The 18,691-nt window shown below is 69.5% G+C and carries 19 protein-coding genes; 7 read left to right on the top strand and 12 right to left on the bottom strand.

The features are described from left to right. Positions 1-26: 26 nt before the first annotated feature. A complete protein-coding gene (nadD, locus tag SACGLDRAFT_RS06565; protein ID WP_005462903.1) occupies positions 27-620 on the bottom strand; it encodes a nicotinate-nucleotide adenylyltransferase in 594 nt (197 codons plus the stop codon). A gap of 152 nt (positions 621-772) precedes the next feature. On the opposite strand from nadD, the gene SACGLDRAFT_RS06560 reads away from it, so the two are divergent. Beyond that, positions 773-2,065 carry an MFS transporter gene (locus SACGLDRAFT_RS06560; RefSeq protein ID WP_005462901.1) on the top strand — a complete coding sequence of 431 codons (1,293 nt, stop codon included), beginning with the start codon at positions 773-775 and terminating at the stop codon, positions 2,063-2,065. Positions 2,066-2,094: 29 nt separating this feature from the next. Here SACGLDRAFT_RS06560 and proB read toward each other — a convergent pair whose 3' ends face one another. From proB to SACGLDRAFT_RS06535, 5 genes are all read right to left on the bottom strand, one after another. Continuing rightward, complete coding sequence (proB, locus tag SACGLDRAFT_RS06555; protein ID WP_005462899.1) at positions 2,095-3,210, bottom strand: glutamate 5-kinase; 1,116 nt, start codon at positions 3,208-3,210, stop codon at positions 2,095-2,097. After that, complete coding sequence (obgE, locus tag SACGLDRAFT_RS06550) at positions 3,203-4,660, bottom strand: GTPase ObgE (RefSeq protein WP_005462898.1); 1,458 nt, start codon at positions 4,658-4,660, stop codon at positions 3,203-3,205. Before obgE ends, proB begins: the two co-directional genes overlap by 8 nt. 110 nt (positions 4,661-4,770) lie before the next feature. Next, positions 4,771-5,028: a 50S ribosomal protein L27 gene (gene rpmA / locus SACGLDRAFT_RS06545; RefSeq protein WP_005462896.1), complete on the bottom strand. Its 258-nt coding sequence runs from the start codon at positions 5,026-5,028 to the stop codon at positions 4,771-4,773. A gap of 15 nt (positions 5,029-5,043) precedes the next feature. Further along, positions 5,044-5,358 (bottom strand): 50S ribosomal protein L21, encoded by a 315-nt coding sequence (rplU, locus tag SACGLDRAFT_RS06540; protein WP_005462885.1) that lies wholly within the window; start codon positions 5,356-5,358, stop codon positions 5,044-5,046. 150 nt (positions 5,359-5,508) lie between these two features. Continuing rightward, the gene (locus SACGLDRAFT_RS06535) at positions 5,509-8,568 is read right to left on the bottom strand and encodes an Rne/Rng family ribonuclease (protein WP_005462877.1); all 3,060 of its coding nucleotides are present in this window, start codon (positions 8,566-8,568) and stop codon (positions 5,509-5,511) included. A 480-nt stretch (positions 8,569-9,048) separates the two neighbouring features. On the opposite strand from SACGLDRAFT_RS06535, the gene SACGLDRAFT_RS06530 reads away from it, so the two are divergent. Then, a complete protein-coding gene (locus tag SACGLDRAFT_RS06530; RefSeq protein ID WP_005462876.1) occupies positions 9,049-10,431 on the top strand; it encodes a S8 family serine peptidase in 1,383 nt (460 codons plus the stop codon). 27 nt (positions 10,432-10,458) lie between these two features. On the opposite strand, the gene SACGLDRAFT_RS06525 is transcribed toward SACGLDRAFT_RS06530, so the two are convergent. The 5 genes from SACGLDRAFT_RS06525 to SACGLDRAFT_RS06505 form a co-directional block, all read right to left on the bottom strand. Then, positions 10,459-10,935: a hypothetical protein gene (locus SACGLDRAFT_RS06525; protein ID WP_005462875.1), complete on the bottom strand. Its 477-nt coding sequence runs from the start codon at positions 10,933-10,935 to the stop codon at positions 10,459-10,461. A 106-nt stretch (positions 10,936-11,041) separates the two neighbouring features. Continuing rightward, the gene (locus tag SACGLDRAFT_RS06520; protein ID WP_005462874.1) at positions 11,042-11,887 is read right to left on the bottom strand and encodes an ABC transporter permease; all 846 of its coding nucleotides are present in this window, start codon (positions 11,885-11,887) and stop codon (positions 11,042-11,044) included. A 3-nt stretch (positions 11,888-11,890) separates the two neighbouring features. Further along, complete coding sequence (locus SACGLDRAFT_RS06515) at positions 11,891-12,718, bottom strand: ABC transporter permease (RefSeq protein ID WP_005462873.1); 828 nt, start codon at positions 12,716-12,718, stop codon at positions 11,891-11,893. Continuing rightward, positions 12,715-13,659, bottom strand: a complete 945-nt coding sequence (locus SACGLDRAFT_RS06510; protein WP_005462872.1) for an ABC transporter ATP-binding protein — start codon at positions 13,657-13,659, stop codon at positions 12,715-12,717. The genes SACGLDRAFT_RS06515 and SACGLDRAFT_RS06510 overlap by 4 nt, the downstream gene beginning before the upstream one ends. Positions 13,660-13,725: 66 nt before the next feature. Continuing rightward, positions 13,726-14,454 carry a FadR/GntR family transcriptional regulator gene (locus SACGLDRAFT_RS06505; RefSeq protein ID WP_040918672.1) on the bottom strand — a complete coding sequence of 243 codons (729 nt, stop codon included), beginning with the start codon at positions 14,452-14,454 and terminating at the stop codon, positions 13,726-13,728. Between the two features lie 146 nt (positions 14,455-14,600). On the opposite strand from SACGLDRAFT_RS06505, the gene SACGLDRAFT_RS06500 reads away from it, so the two are divergent. Together SACGLDRAFT_RS06500 and SACGLDRAFT_RS06495 are read left to right on the top strand one after the other, a co-directional pair. Next, positions 14,601-16,049: an MFS transporter gene (locus SACGLDRAFT_RS06500; RefSeq protein WP_005462870.1), complete on the top strand. Its 1,449-nt coding sequence runs from the start codon at positions 14,601-14,603 to the stop codon at positions 16,047-16,049. Further along, positions 16,039-16,974, top strand: coding sequence for a dihydrodipicolinate synthase family protein (locus SACGLDRAFT_RS06495; RefSeq protein ID WP_005462869.1), 936 nt, complete (start codon positions 16,039-16,041; stop codon positions 16,972-16,974). The genes SACGLDRAFT_RS06500 and SACGLDRAFT_RS06495 overlap by 11 nt, the downstream gene beginning before the upstream one ends. Before the next feature lie 58 nt (positions 16,975-17,032). Here SACGLDRAFT_RS06495 and ndk read toward each other — a convergent pair whose 3' ends face one another. Continuing rightward, positions 17,033-17,443 (bottom strand): nucleoside-diphosphate kinase, encoded by a 411-nt coding sequence (gene ndk / locus SACGLDRAFT_RS06490; protein WP_005462868.1) that lies wholly within the window; start codon positions 17,441-17,443, stop codon positions 17,033-17,035. A 197-nt stretch (positions 17,444-17,640) separates the two neighbouring features. Here ndk and SACGLDRAFT_RS06485 point away from each other — a divergent pair, with 197 nt between their 5' ends. From SACGLDRAFT_RS06485 to SACGLDRAFT_RS22640, 3 genes are read left to right on the top strand one after another with little or no spacing between them, the layout of a single operon-like run. Next, positions 17,641-18,006, top strand: a complete 366-nt coding sequence (locus tag SACGLDRAFT_RS06485; RefSeq protein WP_005462867.1) for a hypothetical protein — start codon at positions 17,641-17,643, stop codon at positions 18,004-18,006. A 12-nt stretch (positions 18,007-18,018) separates the two neighbouring features. After that, positions 18,019-18,348: a hypothetical protein gene (locus SACGLDRAFT_RS22645; RefSeq protein WP_005462866.1), complete on the top strand. Its 330-nt coding sequence runs from the start codon at positions 18,019-18,021 to the stop codon at positions 18,346-18,348. Next, entirely contained in the window at positions 18,345-18,683 is a 339-nt protein-coding gene (locus SACGLDRAFT_RS22640) for a hypothetical protein (protein WP_005462865.1), read from the top strand. Before SACGLDRAFT_RS22645 ends, SACGLDRAFT_RS22640 begins: the two co-directional genes overlap by 4 nt. Positions 18,684-18,691 lie beyond the last annotated feature (8 nt).

Below are 18,691 nucleotides of genomic sequence, written 5' to 3'. Positions count from 1 at the left end.
TCGGCTTTTCCCCGTCCGCGTCGGCGTTACTGCTTCGGCAGGTACAGCTTCCGCTTGTTGATGTAACGCACCACACCATCGGGCATGAGGTACCACACGGGCTCCCCGTTGCGCACGCGTTCGCGGCACGCGGTCGACGAGATGGCCATCGCGGTGACCTCGACGAGGCTCACCCGCCCCTTGGGCAGGTGGTGGCCGTTCAACTGGTATCCCGGCCGAGTGACCCCGATGAAGTGCGCGAGGTCGAACAGCTCGTCCACGTCGCGCCACGTCAGGATCTGCTCCAGGGCGTCGGCACCCGTGATGAAGTACAGCTCGTCGTCGGGATACTCCGCGCGGAGATCGCGCAGGGTGTCGACGGTGTAGGTCTGGCCACCCCGGTCGATGTCGACACGGCTGACGGAGAACACCGGGTTCGACGCGGTGGCGATGACCGTCATCAGATAACGGTCCTCCGCCTTGGACACCTCCCGGCCCGCCTTCTGCCAGGGCTGGCCGGTGGGTACGAAGATCACCTCGTCGAGGCCGAACCGATGCTGTACCTCGCTCGCGGCCACGAGGTGACCGTTGTGGACGGGATCGAACGTGCCGCCCATGACCCCGAGCCGACGTGCGGACATGACAACCCACCTTAGACGCTGCACCGTGCCGCCGGGATGCCGGCGGCCCCTGCAATGCAACCACCGTGATGGTGAGGACCTTTCCCGACACCGTTTCGTGTGGCACATTTCACGACCGAACGAGTGCGGGGGGTACACGGAGAGGAAACGTCATGGCGAAGCCGGGAGTGGATACCCCCGAAGGGCGGATCGAACATCACCGCCTCCCCGTCCGCAAGTTGTTCGCCGCCAGCGCGGGCAACGCCCTGGAGTGGTTCGACTGGACCATCTACGCGACCTTCAGCATCTACTTCGCGAGCGCCTTCTTCCCCGGCGAACTCGCACAGCTCAACACGTTCGCCACCTACGCGCTGGCGTTCTTCTTCCGGCCCCTCGGTGGACTGCTGATCGGCCGGTTCGCCGATCTGCGCGGTCGTAAGCCCGCGATGCTCTTCACGATCAGCCTCATGGCGGGCGGGTCGGTGGTGATCGGGCTACTCCCCACGTACGAACAGATCGGTTGGCTGGCTCCACTGCTGCTCCTTCTGGCCCGCATCGCGCAGGGACTCTCGCTCGGCGGCGAGGTGTCCAACGCCTCGGCCTACCTCGCCGAAGTCGCGCCCGCGGAGCGACGCGGCCGGTACTCCTCGTTCTTCTACATCTCCACCGGCACGGCCGTGCTGCTCGCGTCCGTCCTGGGCTTCACCCTCGCTCGCTTCCTGACCACGGCACAGCTCGAATCGTGGGGCTGGCGGCTGCCGTTCCTGCTCGGCGGGATCCTCGGTCTGGTCGCCCTGTGGCTGCGGCGTACCCTCGCCGAGACCGAACAGTTCCACAGCAATGTCTCCGCGGCCCGCCGGATGCGCCGCCCGTTGTGGACCACGCTGCGGCGTCACCCGAAGGCCGTGGGACAGCTCGTGGGCTTCAGCATGCTCTCCACGCTGTGCTACTACACGTTCTTCAGCGCGTTGACGCCGTTCGCCGTGGACTCGCGCGGCGCGGACGACGTGGACGTGTTCCTCGCGCTGTCCCTCGCCACGGCGCTGTTCGTGGCGCTACAGTACCCGATGGGCGCATTGTCCGACCGGATCGGCCGCCGACCGCAACTACTGGTGTGGTCGGCGAGCACGGCGGTTCTAGTGCTGCCGCTGTCCTTCCTCGCGCGACCGGGACTCGGCAACCTCCTCCTCATGTTCTGCGTGGGCCTCGGCCTCTACACCGCGATGACGTCCATCGCGCCCGCCATCATGAGCGAGTTGTTCCCGACCTCCCTACGGGGCCTGGGGATCGGCGCCTGGTACAACCTCACCGTCGCGGTGTTCGGGGGCACGGCGCCGTTGCTGCTCACGGCGTTGTCCACGGCCGGGTGGGAGACGGCGTTCTTCGCCTACGTCGCGGTGGCGGCGGTGGTGGCGTTCTTCGTGATCCGGCGGCTGCCGGAGACCAGCGGCACCGAACTGCGCTGACCGTGTCGCGAAGGGACGGCCCGCGCGGGTCAGCGACGACGGCGGAGCGGCACCAGGTCGTCGGCGTGGACCACCTCACGCCGCTGTTCCGGCGGGAGCTCGTGCGAGGAACGTCCGATCAGCTCCGGCAGCTCGGTGACGTCGAAGGCCACGACGCCCCGCGCCACCACGACCTGTTCCGGGCTCACCAGATCGACCACGTCGCCGGCCTGGAAATCGCCGTCCACCCCGATGATCCCGGCGGCCAACAGCGAACGGCGGTGTCGTACCACGGCGGTCACGGCACCGTCGTCCAGCCATAGCCGTCCACGGGACCCCGCCGCGTACCCGAGCCAGAACCTCCGCGCGGGCATCCGGGTCGACGCGTGTGTGAAGGCCGTGCCGACGTCCGCGTCACCCAACGCCGAACGCGCCTGCTCCGCGGCGGCGATCAACACGGGAATCCCGGCCGCGGCGGCCGTCCGCGCGGCGGCAACCTTGGACATCATGCCACCCGTGCCGAGTCCGGAACTGGAACGGCCGACGGACAGGCCCTCCAGATCGGACTCCGACGTCACCTCGGTGATCTTCCGCGTGCTCCCGGAACGCGGGTCGCCGTCGTACAGAGCGTCCACGTCGGACAACAGAACGAGACCTTCGGCCCCGATCAGGTGCGCCACGAGCGCGGCGAGCCGGTCGTTGTCGCCGAAGCGGATCTCCTCGGTGGCCACCGTGTCGTTCTCGTTCACCACCGGCACCGCACCGAGGGCCAGCAGCCGGGAGAACGTGCGCTGGGCGTTGCGGTAGTGCGCGCGGTGCACCACGTCGTTGGCCGTCAGCAGCACCTGCCCCACGGTGAGCGAGTACCTGCCGAACGACTCGGCGTAGGCGTGGGCCAGCGCCAACTGGCCGACGCTCGCGGCCGCCTGCTGGGTGGCCAGGTCCTTCGGCCGCGCTCCGAGCGACAACGGCGCCAACCCCGCACCGATGGCTCCCGAGGAGACGAGCACGATCTGGGTCCCTCGGGCCACGCGGTCGGCGATGGCGTCGACGAGCGCGTCGAGCCGCGCGACGTCGAGTCCGCTGCCCGCGGTGGTGAGCGCGGACGACCCGACCTTCACCACCAGGCGCCCGGCGCGGGCGATGGCGTCCCGTACCTCACTCATCGGTGCTCGCGGAGTCGTCTTCGTCGGGGGTACCCTCGCGCCGCAGGCGCCGGGCCTCCTTGCGTTCGGCCGCGGTCACCCGGCCGGAGGCCTCAAGCCGTGGATCGGTGCCGCGACCGGCCAGCTTGCCGGCGACACCCGGCGTGGACGGCTCCCAGTCGAACGTGACACCGGCGATGGTCACGGGGCAGCCGGGCTGGGCACCGAGCCGAGCCAGCTCCTCCTCCACCCCCAACCGGTTCAACCGATCGGCGAGGTAGCCGACGGCCTCGTCGTTGGCGAAGTTCGTCTGCCGGACCCAGCGTTCGGGCTTGGCGCCCCGCACCACGAAGCCGCCCTCTTCCTCCGGGTCGGGCTCCACGGTGAAGCCCCCGTCGTCCACGGCCTTCGGGGTCACGACGACCTTGGTCGGCGTCGGTGGCGGCTGCGAGGCACGGTAGGCCTCGACGATCTCCCCGAGCGCGTAGGTGAGCTCCCGCAGGCCCTTCCGCGTCACGGTGGAGATCTCGAACACGCGCAGGCCCCGCGCCTCGAACTCGGGCCTCACCAGCTCGGCCAGCTCGGCGGCGTCCGGCACGTCGATCTTGTTGAGGACCACGAGCCTCGGCCGCGACCCCAGGTCGCCGCCCAACGCCGGGGTGTACCGGGCCAGCTCCTCCTCCAGGGCGTCAACGTCCGAGACGGGGTCGCGTCCCGGTTCGTACGTGGCGCAGTCCACCACGTGCACCAACACCGCACACCGCTCGATGTGGCGCAGGAAGTCGAGGCCGAGTCCCTTGCCCTGGCTCGCTCCGGGGATGAGCCCCGGCACGTCGGCCATCGTGAACACCATGTCGCCCGCCGTCACCACGCCCAGGTTCGGCACCAGGGTCGTGAACGGGTAGTCCGCGATCTTCGGTTTGGCGGCGGAGAGCACGGAGATCAGAGACGACTTGCCAGCCGAGGGGAAGCCGAGCAACCCGACGTCGGCGACCGACCGCAGCTCCAGCACGAGGTCACGTTCCTCGCCGGGCTCACCCAGCAACGCGAACCCCGGAGCCTTCCGGGCCTTCGACGCGAGCGCGGCGTTGCCGAGCCCACCCCGGCCACCACGGGCGGCCACGAAGCGGGTCCCGGCCCCGACGAGGTCGGCCAGCACCTCGCCGTCCGTGCTGAGCACGACGGTGCCGTCCGGAACGCGCAGTTCGAGCGTCTCCCCGGCGGCTCCGTTGCGGTGGCTGCCCTGCCCCTGCTTGCCGTTGCCCCCGCGCGCGTGCGGACGGAAGTGGAAGTCGAGCAGCGTGTGCACGCCGGGGTCGACCACGAGCACCACGTCGCCGCCGTGCCCACCGTTGCCGCCGTCCGGACCTCCGAGCGGCTTGAACTTCTCACGGTGCACCGACGCGCAACCGTTCCCGCCGTCGCCCGCGGCGACATGAATCACCGCGCGATCCACGAACCGGGATGCCATTGAGCCGCCTTCCTGGGGCAGGGAACACCTATCACAGCAAAACGAGGGACGGGGCCGGAGGTGTTCCGGGCCCGCCCCTCGTTTCGAGTAGCGTGCGCTGGCCGGGCCGGTCAGGCCTCAACCGGCACGATGTTGACCGTCTTGCGGCCACGCTTCGTGCTGAACTCCACGGAGCCCGCAGCGAGAGCGAACAGCGTGTCGTCGCCGCCCCGGCCGACGTTCACACCGGGGTGGAACTTGGTACCGCGCTGACGGACGAGGATCTCGCCCGCCTTCACGACCTGACCGCCGAACCGCTTGACGCCGAGGTACTTCGGGTTGGAGTCACGGCCGTTACGAGAGCTGGACGCGCCCTTCTTGTGTGCCATGGCTGGTCAGGTTCCTCACTTGTTGATGCCGGTGACCTCAAGACGAGTCAGCCGCTGCCGGTGACCCTGCCGCTTGTGGTAGCCGGTCTTGTTCTTGAACTTGTGGATACGGATCTTCGGGCCCTTGGTCTGCTCGACGATCCTGCCCGTCACCGAGACCTTCGCCAACGCGTCGGCGTCCGTCGTGACCTTGCCGTCGTCAACCACCATCACGGCGGGAAGGGTGTGCTCGGTGCCCGGCTCGCCGTCGAGCTTCTCGACCTCGACGACATCGCCGACGGCGACCTTGTACTGCTTGCCGCCGGTCTTGACGACTGCATACGCCGACACGGAAGTCTCCTGATTACTCGACTACTTGGTTGGGGCTTACGACGGCCCGCCCTGAACGCGGGCCGTCTAATAGGGTACTGAGTCCTTTCCTCACGTGACGCACCGGGGTGCCCCGGAAGCGGTGACACCTCGGTGCGCCGCGCCGGAGACTCAGCCGTTGTCCCGGACGGGAACCGGTGGTCCCGCGGGACGACTCGCGGCACGACGGGGCCGCCGGGCCGTGCGCACGGCAGGCGCGCTCACGGCCGGTGCCTCGTCCTTCGCCTCGGTCGAAGACGCGCCGCCCGCCTCGGTCCGTCCGGTCGCCTCGGTGCGGTCGGTCGAGCCGGTGCGATCGGCGGACGCGGAGGCCGAGGGCACGACGCCGTTGCGCTTCTCCTCGGACTCGGGCTTGGCTTTCTGCTCGGACTCGGGCTTGGCTTTCTGCTCGGCCTTCCCGGTGTCCTTCGCGTCGTCGGGGCGCTCGGCGTCCCGATCGGGGGCCGGGGTATCCGAGTTCCTCGCCGAGACGGCCTTGGAGGCGTTGGCCATCGCCTGCACGGCGGACACCGCCGACTCACGCTGTTCCGGCGTGGGGGTCTGCGCGGCCTGCTCGGCGGCTTTTGCGGCCTCCTGCTCAGCGGCCTTCGCCTTGTTGCGCGAACGCCGGGAGGAGTGCTGACCGCCCTGGTGACCGTGGTGGCCTCCTCCGCCGTGCCCGTTGCCCCGGTGGGGCTCGGTCGACACGATCACGCCGCGACCCTTGCAGTGTTCGCAGGTGGTGGAGAACGCCTCCAGCAGGCCCGTGCCGACGCGCTTGCGCGTCATCTGCACCAGGCCCAGCGACGTCACCTCGGCCACCTGGTGGCGCGTGCGGTCCCGTCCGAGGCACTCGGTGAGCCTGCGCAACACCAGCTCGCGGTTCGACTCCAGCACCATGTCGATGAAGTCGATCACGATGATGCCGCCGATGTCCCGCAGCCGGAGCTGACGGACGATCTCCTCGGCCGACTCCAGGTTGTTCCGGGTGACCGTCTCCTCCAGGTTGCCGCCCGAGCCGGTGAACTTGCCGGTATTGACGTCAATCACCGTCATGGCCTCGGTGCGGTCGATCACCAGGTAGCCACCGGACGGCAGCCACACCTTGCGGTCGAGCGCCTTCATCAGCTGTTCGTCGATGCGGTACTCGGCGAACAGGTCCCCGGTACCGACATAGCGCTTGACGCGGTCGAGCAGGTCCGGAGCGACGTGCTCGACGTAGGCGTGGATGGTCTCCCACGCGGTGTCGCCCTGGATCTCCAGCTTGCTGAAGTCCTCGGTGAACAGGTCGCGCACGACCTTCACCAGCAGGTCCGGCTCCTCGTACAGCAGGGCGGGCGCGCCGCCCTTCTTGCCGCTCGCGGCATCGGCCTTCTCCTTGATGACCTGCCACTGGGCTTCGAGCCTGCGGACGTCCCTGGCGAGTTCCTCCTCGCTGATGCCCTCCGACGCCGTCCGGATGATCACACCGGCGTCGGCGGGGACGATCCTTTTGAGGATGTCTTTGAGCCTGCGGCGTTCGTTCTCCGGCAGCTTTCGGGAGATACCGGTGGCGCCTCCCGAGGGCACGTACACGAGGAACCGGCCGGGCAGGGAGATCTGCGTGGTCAGCCGCGCACCCTTGTGACCGACGGGGTCCTTGGTGACCTGCACCAGCACGTGGTCACCGGTGGACAGGGCCTGCTCGATCTTGCGCGCTTTGCCCTCCAGACCCGCGGCGTCCCAGTCGACCTCCCCCGCGTACAGCACGGCGTTGCGGCCCCGGCCGATGTCGATGAAGGCGGCCTCCATCGACGGCAGCACATTCTGGACCCGCCCGAGGTAGACGTTCCCGACGATCGAGCCACTACCGGCCGAGGTGACGAAGTGCTCCACGAGCACGCCGTCCTCCAGCACACCGATCTGCGTGGAGTCGCCGCGCTCGGCCACCACCATCGTGCGCTCGACCGACTCGCGTCGCGCGAGGAACTCGGACTCCGACAGGATCGGGGCCCGCCTGCGGCCCGCCTCCCGGCCGTCGCGACGGCGCTGGCGCTTCGCCTCCAACCGGGTGGACCCCCGGACGCTGCGCACGCCGTCCTCGGCCTTGCTCTCCTTCTCCTCGGCGGGCTTGGGGTCGCGGACGTGCACGACGGTGTTCGGCGGATCGTCCGAGGACGCGGCGGTCTCGGCGTGGTCACCGTCCCCGCTCTTGCGACGCCGCCGACGGCGACGGCGCTTGGTGATCGTCGTGGTGGTCTCCGACTCCTCCTGGGCCGCGCCCTGCTCGTCACGGCCCTGAGCGGAGTCGCCGTCCTCCTGCCCGGTGGACTCCTCCTCCGAGGAGGCCGGGGAGACCGAGGAGGCAGCGGCCTCACCGGAGCTGTCGCCCTCCGAGGAGTCCTGCTGCTCGGTGGTGGTGCTCGTGTCCTCACCACCCTTGCCGCGGCCTCGGCCCCGACGGCCACGACGGCGACGACGACGGCTTCCGCCCTCGCTTCCGTCACCCTCGCCGCTGCGGTCCTGGGCCGGCTCGCTTCCCTCGTCGGACGTCTCGCCGGAGTCCCGGCGGGTCGACGTGTTCGAGGGCGCCACGGCCGCCACTGGGTCCGGCGGCAGGAACAGCGGGGACGGCGCCGCGAAGATCGGCGTGTGCGGCAGGCTCGCCTCCGGTTCCGCTCCGGTGGGCGCGAGCGCGGGCGGCACCATCGGGGCAGCCGGAGCGGCCGGGGTGACCGGCGTGGTCACGGCGGGCGCCTGCCGCTCCTCGGCCTCGTCCCGGCGCTCCTGCAGAGCGGGCTTTCCGGCCGGTTCCGTCGGCGTCCGTCCGGCCTCGGCCCTCTCGGTCTCCTCGGCCACCGGCTCCGGGCGCTCGTTCTCCTCGTTCGTCTCGTTTTCCGAGTTCACCGGGGCGCCGGAATCGACACCGACGTTCTCCGCCTCGTCCTCGGTCGCTTCTTCCGCCTCCGTGGCCACGACCACCCCGAACTCCTCCGCCACCCGCAAAGCGACGTCCTTCGCGACGCCCGACTGCGGACTACGCGCGGTGTGCCCGAGATTGGCCAACGCGGCCAACACCTCACGGCTACTGGTGCCCAGCAACTTGGCCAGCAGGTGAACCCTGGTCTTGTCCGGAAGCTCGGCCAACGCACGTGCGGTGGATGTGGCGGCAGTCCCGCCAGTGTTCTCGGCGGGTGTCTCCGCGTTCGACATACATCTCCTCCGCCCCCGGGCGCGTTCGTCACGCGGCCGCACAGGGGCCGTTCTCTGTTGTATACCGCCCTGGTGAGATCACCGTGACGGAAATCCTTGCCTGTCATGCCACCAGAGGGCCGGGGACACCGGCACGGCCCTGATGACGGTCCCGCGACGACGAACCGGTCGACCTCGAACGCCCCGCAAAGCGTCGCCACGTCGTCGAGCCGCCCGACACCGGATGTGTGGCGGCGACCAACGAGCGGTTCTCCCAGCTCATCGCCGGGTCGCCCAGGGCTGTCCGCCACCTCGCCGACGGCGGCGCCAACCCGGCGACCGACACCCAGTATCCCATACGCCCCCGGCGTCATCGTTCGCGTTCGGCAACGAGTCCGCCGGGCTCGGCTCCCCCGTTCCGGTTGTCGGCCTCTGACCTGCTCGTTACCGTGCGCTGATACGGGGAGAGACACCCGACACGCGGACACGCCGGAGGTGGGAGTGCGGAGAACCGCAGGGGTGGCCCTGCTCACCGCCGCGCTCGTGCTCGGCGGCGTCCCGATCGGGGCCGACGCCGCCCCGGAGGCCGCGGACTGCGCCTCCGACTGGCCCACCCAGCGGTATCTCGTGGTGTTCGAGACACGCCCCTCACCCACCGCCGCGACCGAGTCGGTGAACACCGCGTGCGGCGAACTGCGGACCTACTACCCGGAGATCGGGGTCGGGGTGGCCGATTCGTCCGACGACCGTTTCACCGACCGGCTGGCCCCTCACCACGCCTTCAGCTCCGAGCGGACCGGGGACGACGTCGTGTCGAACCTTCCCGCGCCACGACCGCACACCGGCTCCGACGGCGTCGCGGACCTCACCGACCAGCAGTGGAACCTCAGGGCCGTTCGGGCCGAGCGGGCCCACGCGCGGCAACGGGGCAGCGACGACGTCGTGGTCGGGGTGCTCGACTCCGGTGTCGACCCCGACCACCCCGACCTGCGGCACGCCGTCGATCGCACGCTGTCGGTGGGCTGTCTGTCCGGGTCTCCGGATCCGGCTCCGGAGACCTGGCGGCCCACGACCTCCGCCCACGGCACACACGTCGCGGGAGTCCTCGCCGCGGCCGACGACGGACACGGCGTGACGGGAATCTCGCCCGGAGTGCGAGTGGCGTCGGTGCGGGTGATCGACGACAACGGCCGGGTGAGCCCCGAGGCCGCCGTGTGCGGACTGCTGTGGGCCGCGAAGCACGGCTTCACCGTGGTCAACGGCAGTTTCCTCGTCGCACCGTGGCCGGCGGTCTGCGCGCGAGGTCCGGGGCACGACGTCGTGCGCGAGGCGCTGAGCCGGGCCCTTCACTACGCGCACGCGAAAGGCACACTCACCGTCGTGGCCGCGTCCAACAAGGCCACCGAGCTGACACCGACCCGACTCGGCGTGAACGCTCGCTCGGATCCGCACGCCTGCGAGGCCCTGCCCGCGGGGCTTCGGGAAGCGGTGTCGGTCTCCGCGTCCACGCGTACCGGTCACAAGGCCGGGTACAGCGCCTACGGCCTCGGCGTGATCGATCTGACCGCCCCCGGCGGCGATCGTGGCGACTGCGTCCTGTCGACCGTGCCCGGTGGGTACGGCACCCTGTGCGGCACGTCGATGGCGGCACCTCACGTGGCGGGAGTCGCGGCCCTGGTGGCCTCCGAACACCCCGACGCCACGCCGGACCAACTGCGCAAGACCCTCACCGACACGGCCACCGCGGTGCCGTGCCCGAGCGACTACGACCTGACCGGCAACGGCCTCCAGGACGCGTACTGCGAGGGCTACACCGGCTACAACGGGTTCTACGGCCACGGGCGCGTCGACGCCGTGGCCGCCCTGGCCGGAGCGTCACGATGACGTCACCGCCGAGCGGCGGAGCCGCCCTCACGGGTGGCGACGTTCCAGAAGGTCGTCCAACACCAACGACGCGCCGATGCCGAGCAACCACACGTCCTTGGCCAGCGACAGACCTTCCTGGGTGGGACGCAGGCTCTTCTCCATACGCATGCCGGGCGTCTTGAGGTACATGCCCACCAGGCCCGCCGAGAACGCCGCGAGACCGGCCCCGACGACGACCGAGGGCACCACCGGCACCATGAGCGCCGCCCCCAGCACCATCTCCCCCGTCGACAGCAGCCGAACGAACTTGCTCGGAGGCACGCCCTTGAGCGGCGGGTACGTGCCGGAGGCGAAGCCGTGCAGTTGTCCCGCCGTCGCCTCGTCCGCTCCCCGCTTGGAGTAACCCGAGTTGAAGATGAAGGCGCCGGTGGTCAGCCGTACCGGCAGGTGCGACGGCCTCGGCCACCTCACGGTGCGCTTCCGGGTCGGCCGTCCGACGAGTGAACCCCGTTTCCTACCCACGTCGTGCTCCGTTCCCGCTCACACTGCCCTCGGGGTGGGATTCCCCACGGGACGACGGCTCAACCCGCGCCGACCCCACGGAGCCGTTCGGGCGACCGACGGACCGTCACCGCAACAACGTGTGCAGTCGACGGGACACGCCGTACACCCCCACGGCGGCGAGCACCACGAGATACGCCGCGTGTCCCACCATCGACCAGTCGAGGACCCCGGCGGCGAACCCGCGTGACAGCTCCACGCCGTGGTAGAGCGGCAGGCACTGCACGAGCAACCGGAGCGGCTCCGGATAGACCGACAACGGGTAGAACGTCGTCGAGAAGAAGAACAGCGGCATCACGGCGAGCTGGATGTAGTCGAACTGCGACGTGGTGCGCAGCAGCGTCGCGCAGACCATCCCCACCGAGGCGAACGCGAACGACACGAGCACCGCCACCGGTATCACCAGCACCGCCCACGGCGTGGTGACCAGCCCCATCGCGCTCATGACCCCGAAGAACGCCACCGCGTAGAGCGCTCCGCGCAGCACCGCCCACCCGATCTCACCGAGCGCGATGTCGAACGGCCCCAGGGGAGTGCTGAGCGCGGCCTCGTAGGTCTTGTCGTAGCGGAACTTGAAGAACACGCCGAACGTCGCGTCGAACACGGCGCCGTTCATGGCGGACGCGGCGAGCAATGCGGGGGCCACGAAGGCCACGTAGCTCATCGTGGTGCCACCGGGGCCCGTGACCTCGGGGACGAGCTTTCCGAAACCGACCCGGAACGCCAGCAGGTAGAACAGCGGCTCGAACACCCCCGAGACGAAGACCAGCCACGCGCGGGAGTACACCAGCGCCGACCGCTCGATGAGGGTGTGCGCCCTGCCGGCATAGAGGGACGGCGGCAGGACACGCAGCAGAAGCCCACCGGACCCGCGCGGCCGCGCCCGCGCCCTCGTGCTGTCGGTGATCGTCATCGCCTACACCACCAGCCTTCGGTAGAAGAAGCGCCGGGCCAACAGCCCACCGAGCCCGAACAGCCCCACGAGCACCGCCGCGTGGCCGATCGCGGGCCCGAAGTCGAGGCCGCCGAGGGTCACCCCTCGGGCGAGTTCGTTGCCGTGCCACAGCGGGGAGATCCAGGCGAGCCACCGCAGCCCGAGAGGGATCTCCGAGATCGGGAAGAACGTGCCGGCGAACAACACCATGGGAATGACCACGAACCGGAACAGCGAGGAGAACCGCGTGCCCTCGTCGTAGGTGGTGGCGGCGAACGCCGTCACCGGGGCCGCGCACGCGAGTCCGGTCATAAGTCCCACCAGCGCGGCGGCCACCACGCCCGGCCCGGTCCAGGCGCCGAAGAACGCCGCGATCACCGCGTACACCACCACGGCGAGAAGAACCCGCAGCCCGACCCAGAGGAAGTGACCGCCCAGCACCTGGCCCGGCGTGACGGGTGTGGCGGTGATGGCCAGGTAGTCCTTCTGCCACTTGAAACCCGACAGCACGGGATAGGTCGACTCGCCGATCGCGAACTGCACCGCCCCGGCCACCAGCAGGGCGGGAGCCACGTACTGCACGTACGAGACACCCTGCGTGAGCGCTCCGGGTCGCACCTGCGAGCCGAAACCGACCCCCATCGCCAGCAGGTACAGAAGCGGTTGCAACCCCGACGAGTACAGGTTCGACGTCCAGTACCTCCGGTACCACGTCCACAATCCCTCGACGCGCAACCAGGCGCCCCGCCACGCACCGACGACCCGGACCTCGGACGCCACGCTCCGGGACCGCTGTTCGACGGCGGTCATTCGATCAAGCTCCTGCCCGTGAGCCGGAGGAACACGTCCTCCAGCGTGCTCCGGCGCACCAGACTCGAAAGAGGACGCACGCCCCGCGCGCGAGCGGCCTCCAACACCACCTCCCCCGAGTCGGCGTAGACGAGGATGCGGTCGGGCAGCACCTCGATACGTTTGCCGAGATCGGTGACGGCGGCGGCCGCCCGCTCGTGCTCCTCCCTCGGCAGCCGCAACTCCAGCACCTCGCGCGTCGAGTACCGGGCGATGAGGTCGGCCGGGGAGCCCTCGGCGACGATCCGCCCGCCGTCCATCACGACGAGCCGGTCGCAGAGTTGCTCCGCCTCGTCCATGTAGTGCGTGGTGATGAGCAAGGTGACGCCTTGCGACTTGAGGCGAAACAGCTTGTCCCACAACAGATGCCGGGCTTGGGGGTCGAGCCCGGTGGTGGGTTCGTCGAGCAGCAGCAGCTCGGGGTCGTTGACGAGCGACCGCGCGATGGTGAGCCTGCGTTTCATCCCGCCGGACAGCGATTCCACCTCGGCGTCGGCGCGGTCGGCGAGCTGCGCGAAGTCGAGCAGTTCCTCGGCCCTGGCCCGCGCGGTGGCTCGCGACAGTCCGAAGTAGCGCCCGTACACCTGGAGGTTCTGGCGTACCGTCAGTTCGAGGTCGAGGTTGTCCTGCTGCGGCACCACGCCCAGCCTCGCGCGGATACGGGGCCCCTCCTTGTCGGGGTCCATCCCGAGCACCGTCAGACTTCCGCCCGACCGCGGTGACGTCGAGGCGATCATGCGCATGGTCGAGGACTTGCCCGCGCCGTTGGGACCCAGGAAGCCGAACGCCTCTCCCCTGCGTACCTCGAGGTCGATCCCCCGCACCGCCTCGAACTCGCCGAAACGCTTGACCAGTCCTTTCGCCCGAACGAGGACGTCTTCGACCCCACTGTCGTCACACACGACGACAACACTGCCAGACCCCTGCGACAAAAACGAAACGTTTTACCGCCGAGAGCCGGCCGGGGGTCAGGCCGAGCGGCCCCGATCGGGCACCCGCGCCCGGATGCCCCGGAAGTGGTCGTCGACGGCGGTGCGCAGGGCGCGCTCGTCCCCGGCGCGCAGGGCGTCCAGGATCGCCCGGTGCCTGCGGGCGACCAGGGCCGGGGTGTCGTTCGCCCTCGGCAGTTCGGGGTCGAGCGTGTTGAACACCCGCCAGAACACGCGCAGCAGATCGAGGACGAGGTCGTTGCCCAAAGGGCGATACAGGGTCTCGTGGAACCGCCAGTCCGCCTCGGGCGCGTACCGGCCCTCCTCGGCCTCGCGTTCCATTGTGGTCACCGCGGCGGCCAGCGCGTCGAAGTCGAGCCGGTCGTAGGCGTCCAGCACCCGGCCCACGAGCCCGCTCTCCAGGACCTCCCGCACTTCCAGCAGGTCCCGGATGTCGGTGTAGTCGCCGCGCAGCGACAAGGCCCCGCGGAACGCCAGTCCGGCCTCCAGCCCCGTCAGGGGCATCGACCCCACGTACGTGCCGTATCCGTGGCGGATGTCGACGATGCCGACGGCTTCGAGGGCCTTCATGGCCTCCCGCAACGGGTGCCTGCTGACGTCGAGCTCCCGCATCAGCTCGACCTCGGTGGGCAGCGGCGCGCCCGGAGCGAGTCCCCGCTCGACGATCAGTCGTTTGATCGCCTCCTGCAGCGCCCGCTGGTTGGCGCGTGCACCGTGCCTGCGCCCACCCGCCGTCGAGGTTGTCACGCCACGCGAGTCTAGAGGTTCGCGCCCGCGGCCCCCATCGTCACCACGGTGTTCGCCGACCGGGCCTTGCGTTCGGTCTGCCTCCCGGACTACGGTACGCGCCGACATAGGACATCCTATGTCCAGTCTTCCCGGAGGTCCCGGTCATGGCAACGACGCCGCCCGACACCCCGAATTCGTTCCGCCGGCTCGACCGCTCCCAACGCCGGGCGTTCTTCGCCGCCTGGCTGGGCTACCTGCTCGACGGATTCGACTTCATCCTCATCACGCTCGTCCTCACGGAGATCGCCGCCGACTTCGAACTCTCCCTCACCCAGGCCTCGACACTCGTCTCCGCGGCCTTCGTGTCCCGCTGGCTGGGTGGGCTCGTCCTCGGCGCGATCGGCGACCACCTCGGCCGCAAACCGGCGATGATCCTGGCCATCCTCGCCTTCTCCCTCGGCAGCGGCCTGTGCGGGTTCGCCTGGGACTACTGGTCGCTGTTCGTCTTCCGCGCGATCGTCGGCATCGGCATGGCGGGCGAGTACGGGGCCAGCGCGACGTACGTCATGGAGTCCTGGCCGACGTCCATGCGCAACCGCGCCACCGGATTCCTGCTGTCGGCCTACCCGATCGGCACCGTGCTCGCCGCCCTCGCCTACGAGGTCGTCGTGCCCGCGGCGGGATGGCGCTGGCTCTTCTACGCGGGCATCGTGCCGATCGCTCTCACGATCTACCTGCGCCGCTCCCTGCCCGAGGCCGCCGAGTGGCGGGAGCGGGTCGGCGGACGACATGACGAGACCACCACGTCCTCGGTGTTGTTCGCCCCGAGGAGAAGCGTCGTCAACATCGCGCTGGCCGCGGTGCTGTCGGGCGCGCTGGTGCTGATCTTCAGTCGGACCGGGGGAGACGCCACCCCGTATCTGGTCGCGCTCTCGGTGCTGTGTCTCACGGCGTTCGCCGTGCAACTCGCGGGCCGCTCGTGGCCGGTGATGCTCGCGATCACGTTCACGGTGTTCTGCGCGTTCCTGTACTCGTGGCCCATCCAGTCACTGCTGCCGACCTACCTCAAGACCGAGCTCGGCTACGACGCGGGAGCGGTCTCCACCGCGCTGACGTGGGCCGGCCTCGGCTACGCGGCCGGGTCCTGCCTGGCGGGCGTGGTCGGCGACAAGCTCGGCACCCGCCGCGCCTACGTACTCGGCCTCTTCGCCTCCCTGGCGTTCGTGTTCCCCGTGTTCGCCCTGCCCGCGGGCAACGTCGTGCTGCTGTGGGTGCTCCTGTTCGCCATGCAGGCCACCAGCCAGGGAATCTCGGGACTGCTGCCGAAGTTCATCGGCGACCACTTCCCCACCCGGTTGCGCGCGGCGAGCCTGGGCTTCTCCTACAACGTCGGCGCGCTCGGCGGGGCCGTGGCCCCGCTCGCGGGCGCGGCCATCGCCGAGGAGTTCGGCAGCCTGGGTTCGGCGCTCACCACGCTTTCCGTGTCGCTGACCGTCGTGGTTGCCCTCATCATCGGTTTAGACCTGCCCGCACGGCTCGGCCGTGCGCTGCGGGTGCCCGCCGACGCTCCCGCACTGTCCACACCGGAAAGGAAAGCAAGCAGTGGCTCTTGATTTCTCCCGACCCCCGCACGGAGTCGTCCCCCCGCTCGTCACGCCGTTGGACGAACACGGGGACGTGGACCGCGCCTCCCTCGAACGCCTCGTGTCCTTCCAGCTCGACGCCGGAGTGGACGGTCTCTTCGTCGGTGGGTCGAGCGGCGAGATCGCACTGCTGGACACCGCTCGGTACCGAGCGGCGGTGGAGGTGGTGGTCGGCACGGCTGCGGGCGCCGTACCGGTGCTCGCCGGAGCGATCGACACGGGGACCCACAGGGTCGTCGAACACGCCCGACGGGCCGTCGAGCTGGGCGTCGACGCGGTGGTGGTCACCACTCCGTTCTACGTGCGACCGGGCGCGGCGGAGATCGTCGACCACTTCCGGTACGTGCACGCCGCCGTGGACGTACCGGTGGTGGCGTACGACATTCCCAGCGCCGTCCACGTCTCCCTGACGCCCGACGTCGTGGCCGAACTGGCCGACGAGGGACTGGTGGTGGCGTTGAAGGACTCCAGCGGCGATCTCGCCGGTTTCCGCGAGATCCTGAGGAGAACGGATCTTCCCGCCCTGACCGGGTCCGAGCTGTTCGCCGACACCGCGATGCAGGTGGGCGCCGCCGGCATCGTGCCGGGCCTCGGCAACGTCGATCCCCACGGCTACGTGCGTCTTCACCGGGCGGCGCGGGAAGGCGACCACCGCACGGCCGCGGCCGAGCAGGAACGCCTGGCCCGACTGTTCCGCATCACCACCGTGGCCGACCGCTCCCGTGTCGGATTCACGGCGGGCGCGCTCGGTGCCTTCAAGGCCGCGCTAGCGGTGCGCGGCGTCATCACCCACCCCACCACCAACCCACCGTTGCGCCCGCTGAACGACGACGAGATGCGGGCGATCGCCTCGGTGCTCGCCGAGACCGGGCTCGACCCCGTGCGGGCGAGCTGACGAACGTCGAGGTGACCGGGTCGCCGACGCTGCCCGGTCACCCTCGAAATTCACGCCTTCACAGGTTGGGGAACCAGATCTTCAGCTCGCGCTCGGCCGACTCGGGCGAGTCGGAGCCGTGCACGAGGTTGTACTGCGTCTCCAACGCGAAGTCGCCGCGAATGGTGCCCGGCGTCGCCTTCTCGACGGGGTCGGTGCCCCCTGCCAGTTGGCGGAACGCGGTGATGGCACGCGGACCCTCGACCGCGATGGCCACGAGCGGCCCCGACGTGATGAAGTCGAGCAGGTCACCGTAGAACGGCTTGTCCTTGTGCTCGGCGTAGTGCTCCTCGGCCACCGAGCGCTCGGCGGTGCGCAGGTCCATGGCCACCAGGCGCAGTCCCTTGCGCTCGATCCGGGAGATGACCTCGCCGACGAGACCGCGCTTGACGCCGTCGGGCTTGACCAGGACCAGCGTGCGCTCACTCACGGTGCGTTACTCCTTCGGTTAATCGCTTAAGGAAATGGATCGAATTCGATCCCCGGTATAGCGCAGCCTAACGGGCTGACCGCGACACACCGCCCACCGGGCACCACCCAGTTGGCCCTTTCCACCCCTCTTACCGCTGCGACCATTCCCCCCAACGCTCGCCGACCTCCTGGTCCTCATCGAACTGGGGAACGCCCGTGCCCGACGGATACGGCCCCGATCCGGACGAGATCAAACGACTCGACGACATCCTTCGCCAAGCCAACGACGAACTCGGTCTCACCGATTTCGACGAGCACGCCACCCTGGAGGGATTTCTCACGACACAGTCGGTGAGTCCGTACGAGAACGTCGAGGAGACCGTTGAGGAAACGGTTCTCAAACTGACCGAATTCGTCGATCGGAAGTATCCCGAAGTCGTCGAGGCCATGCAGCAGTTCATCTACCGTGCCCACGCGACGATCGACAACACCGCGGAGGGCGTGGCCAAGGCGAGCGCCCAGTACCGGGTGACGGAGGACGAGGTGGAGGCGTGGATTCGCAAGTACGACCCCGACAACTGAGGGGGAACACGTATGGGTGGTCTTAAGGACTTGATCGACGAGGACCTCCTCACGGACGCCCGAAAGGTGGACTCGTTCCTTCGGGACCACGGCGAGGACCTTCCCTCGATCGAGAACACCCTCCGGCTCGTCCGCGACATCGACACCGATCGACTGCGCACGGTGGCCAAGGACGTGTGGGGAACGGGTGGCGAGGCGGGAAAGGATCTCGTCGGCACCAAATTCGACGCGTGCATCACCAAGCTCGACGAGGCGAGGCGGGAATCGTCGTCGTGGACCGGCGACGGAAAGAACGCCTACGCGCAGCGGATCGAGAAGATCAAAAAGGCCTCAACGACATGAGGAAACCGTCGGCGGACGTCGGCCGGGCACTCGAAGAGGTCGCCGATGCCTGGGACCAGGTTTTCGGTCGCAGCGTCGCCGACATCCTCGGCCTGATCGGACTCGCGTTGTCGATCATCGGCGTGATCGTCGCCGTGGTCGTGGAGGTCGCGGCCGGGTGGACGGGCCTCGGGGCCGTGGTCGGCATCGTCATCGGGATTCTGAGCGTGATCGTCGGTGCGGTGTCGATCTGGTGGACCATCCACAGCCTGAACCAGGCGAAGATCGAGGCGCTCGCGGAGGCGGGGAGGCAGGCCACCGAGACCATGACGTCGGCGAACGAGACCACCCCGTGAACCCCTCC

Origin of the sequence: Saccharomonospora glauca K62, from assembly GCF_000243395.2 — a bacterium.
In the GTDB taxonomy this organism is placed as follows: domain Bacteria; phylum Actinomycetota; class Actinomycetes; order Mycobacteriales; family Pseudonocardiaceae; genus Saccharomonospora; species Saccharomonospora glauca.
Note: the sequence above shows the minus strand (reverse complement) of the source record. Positions and strands in the feature narration are given on the sequence as shown.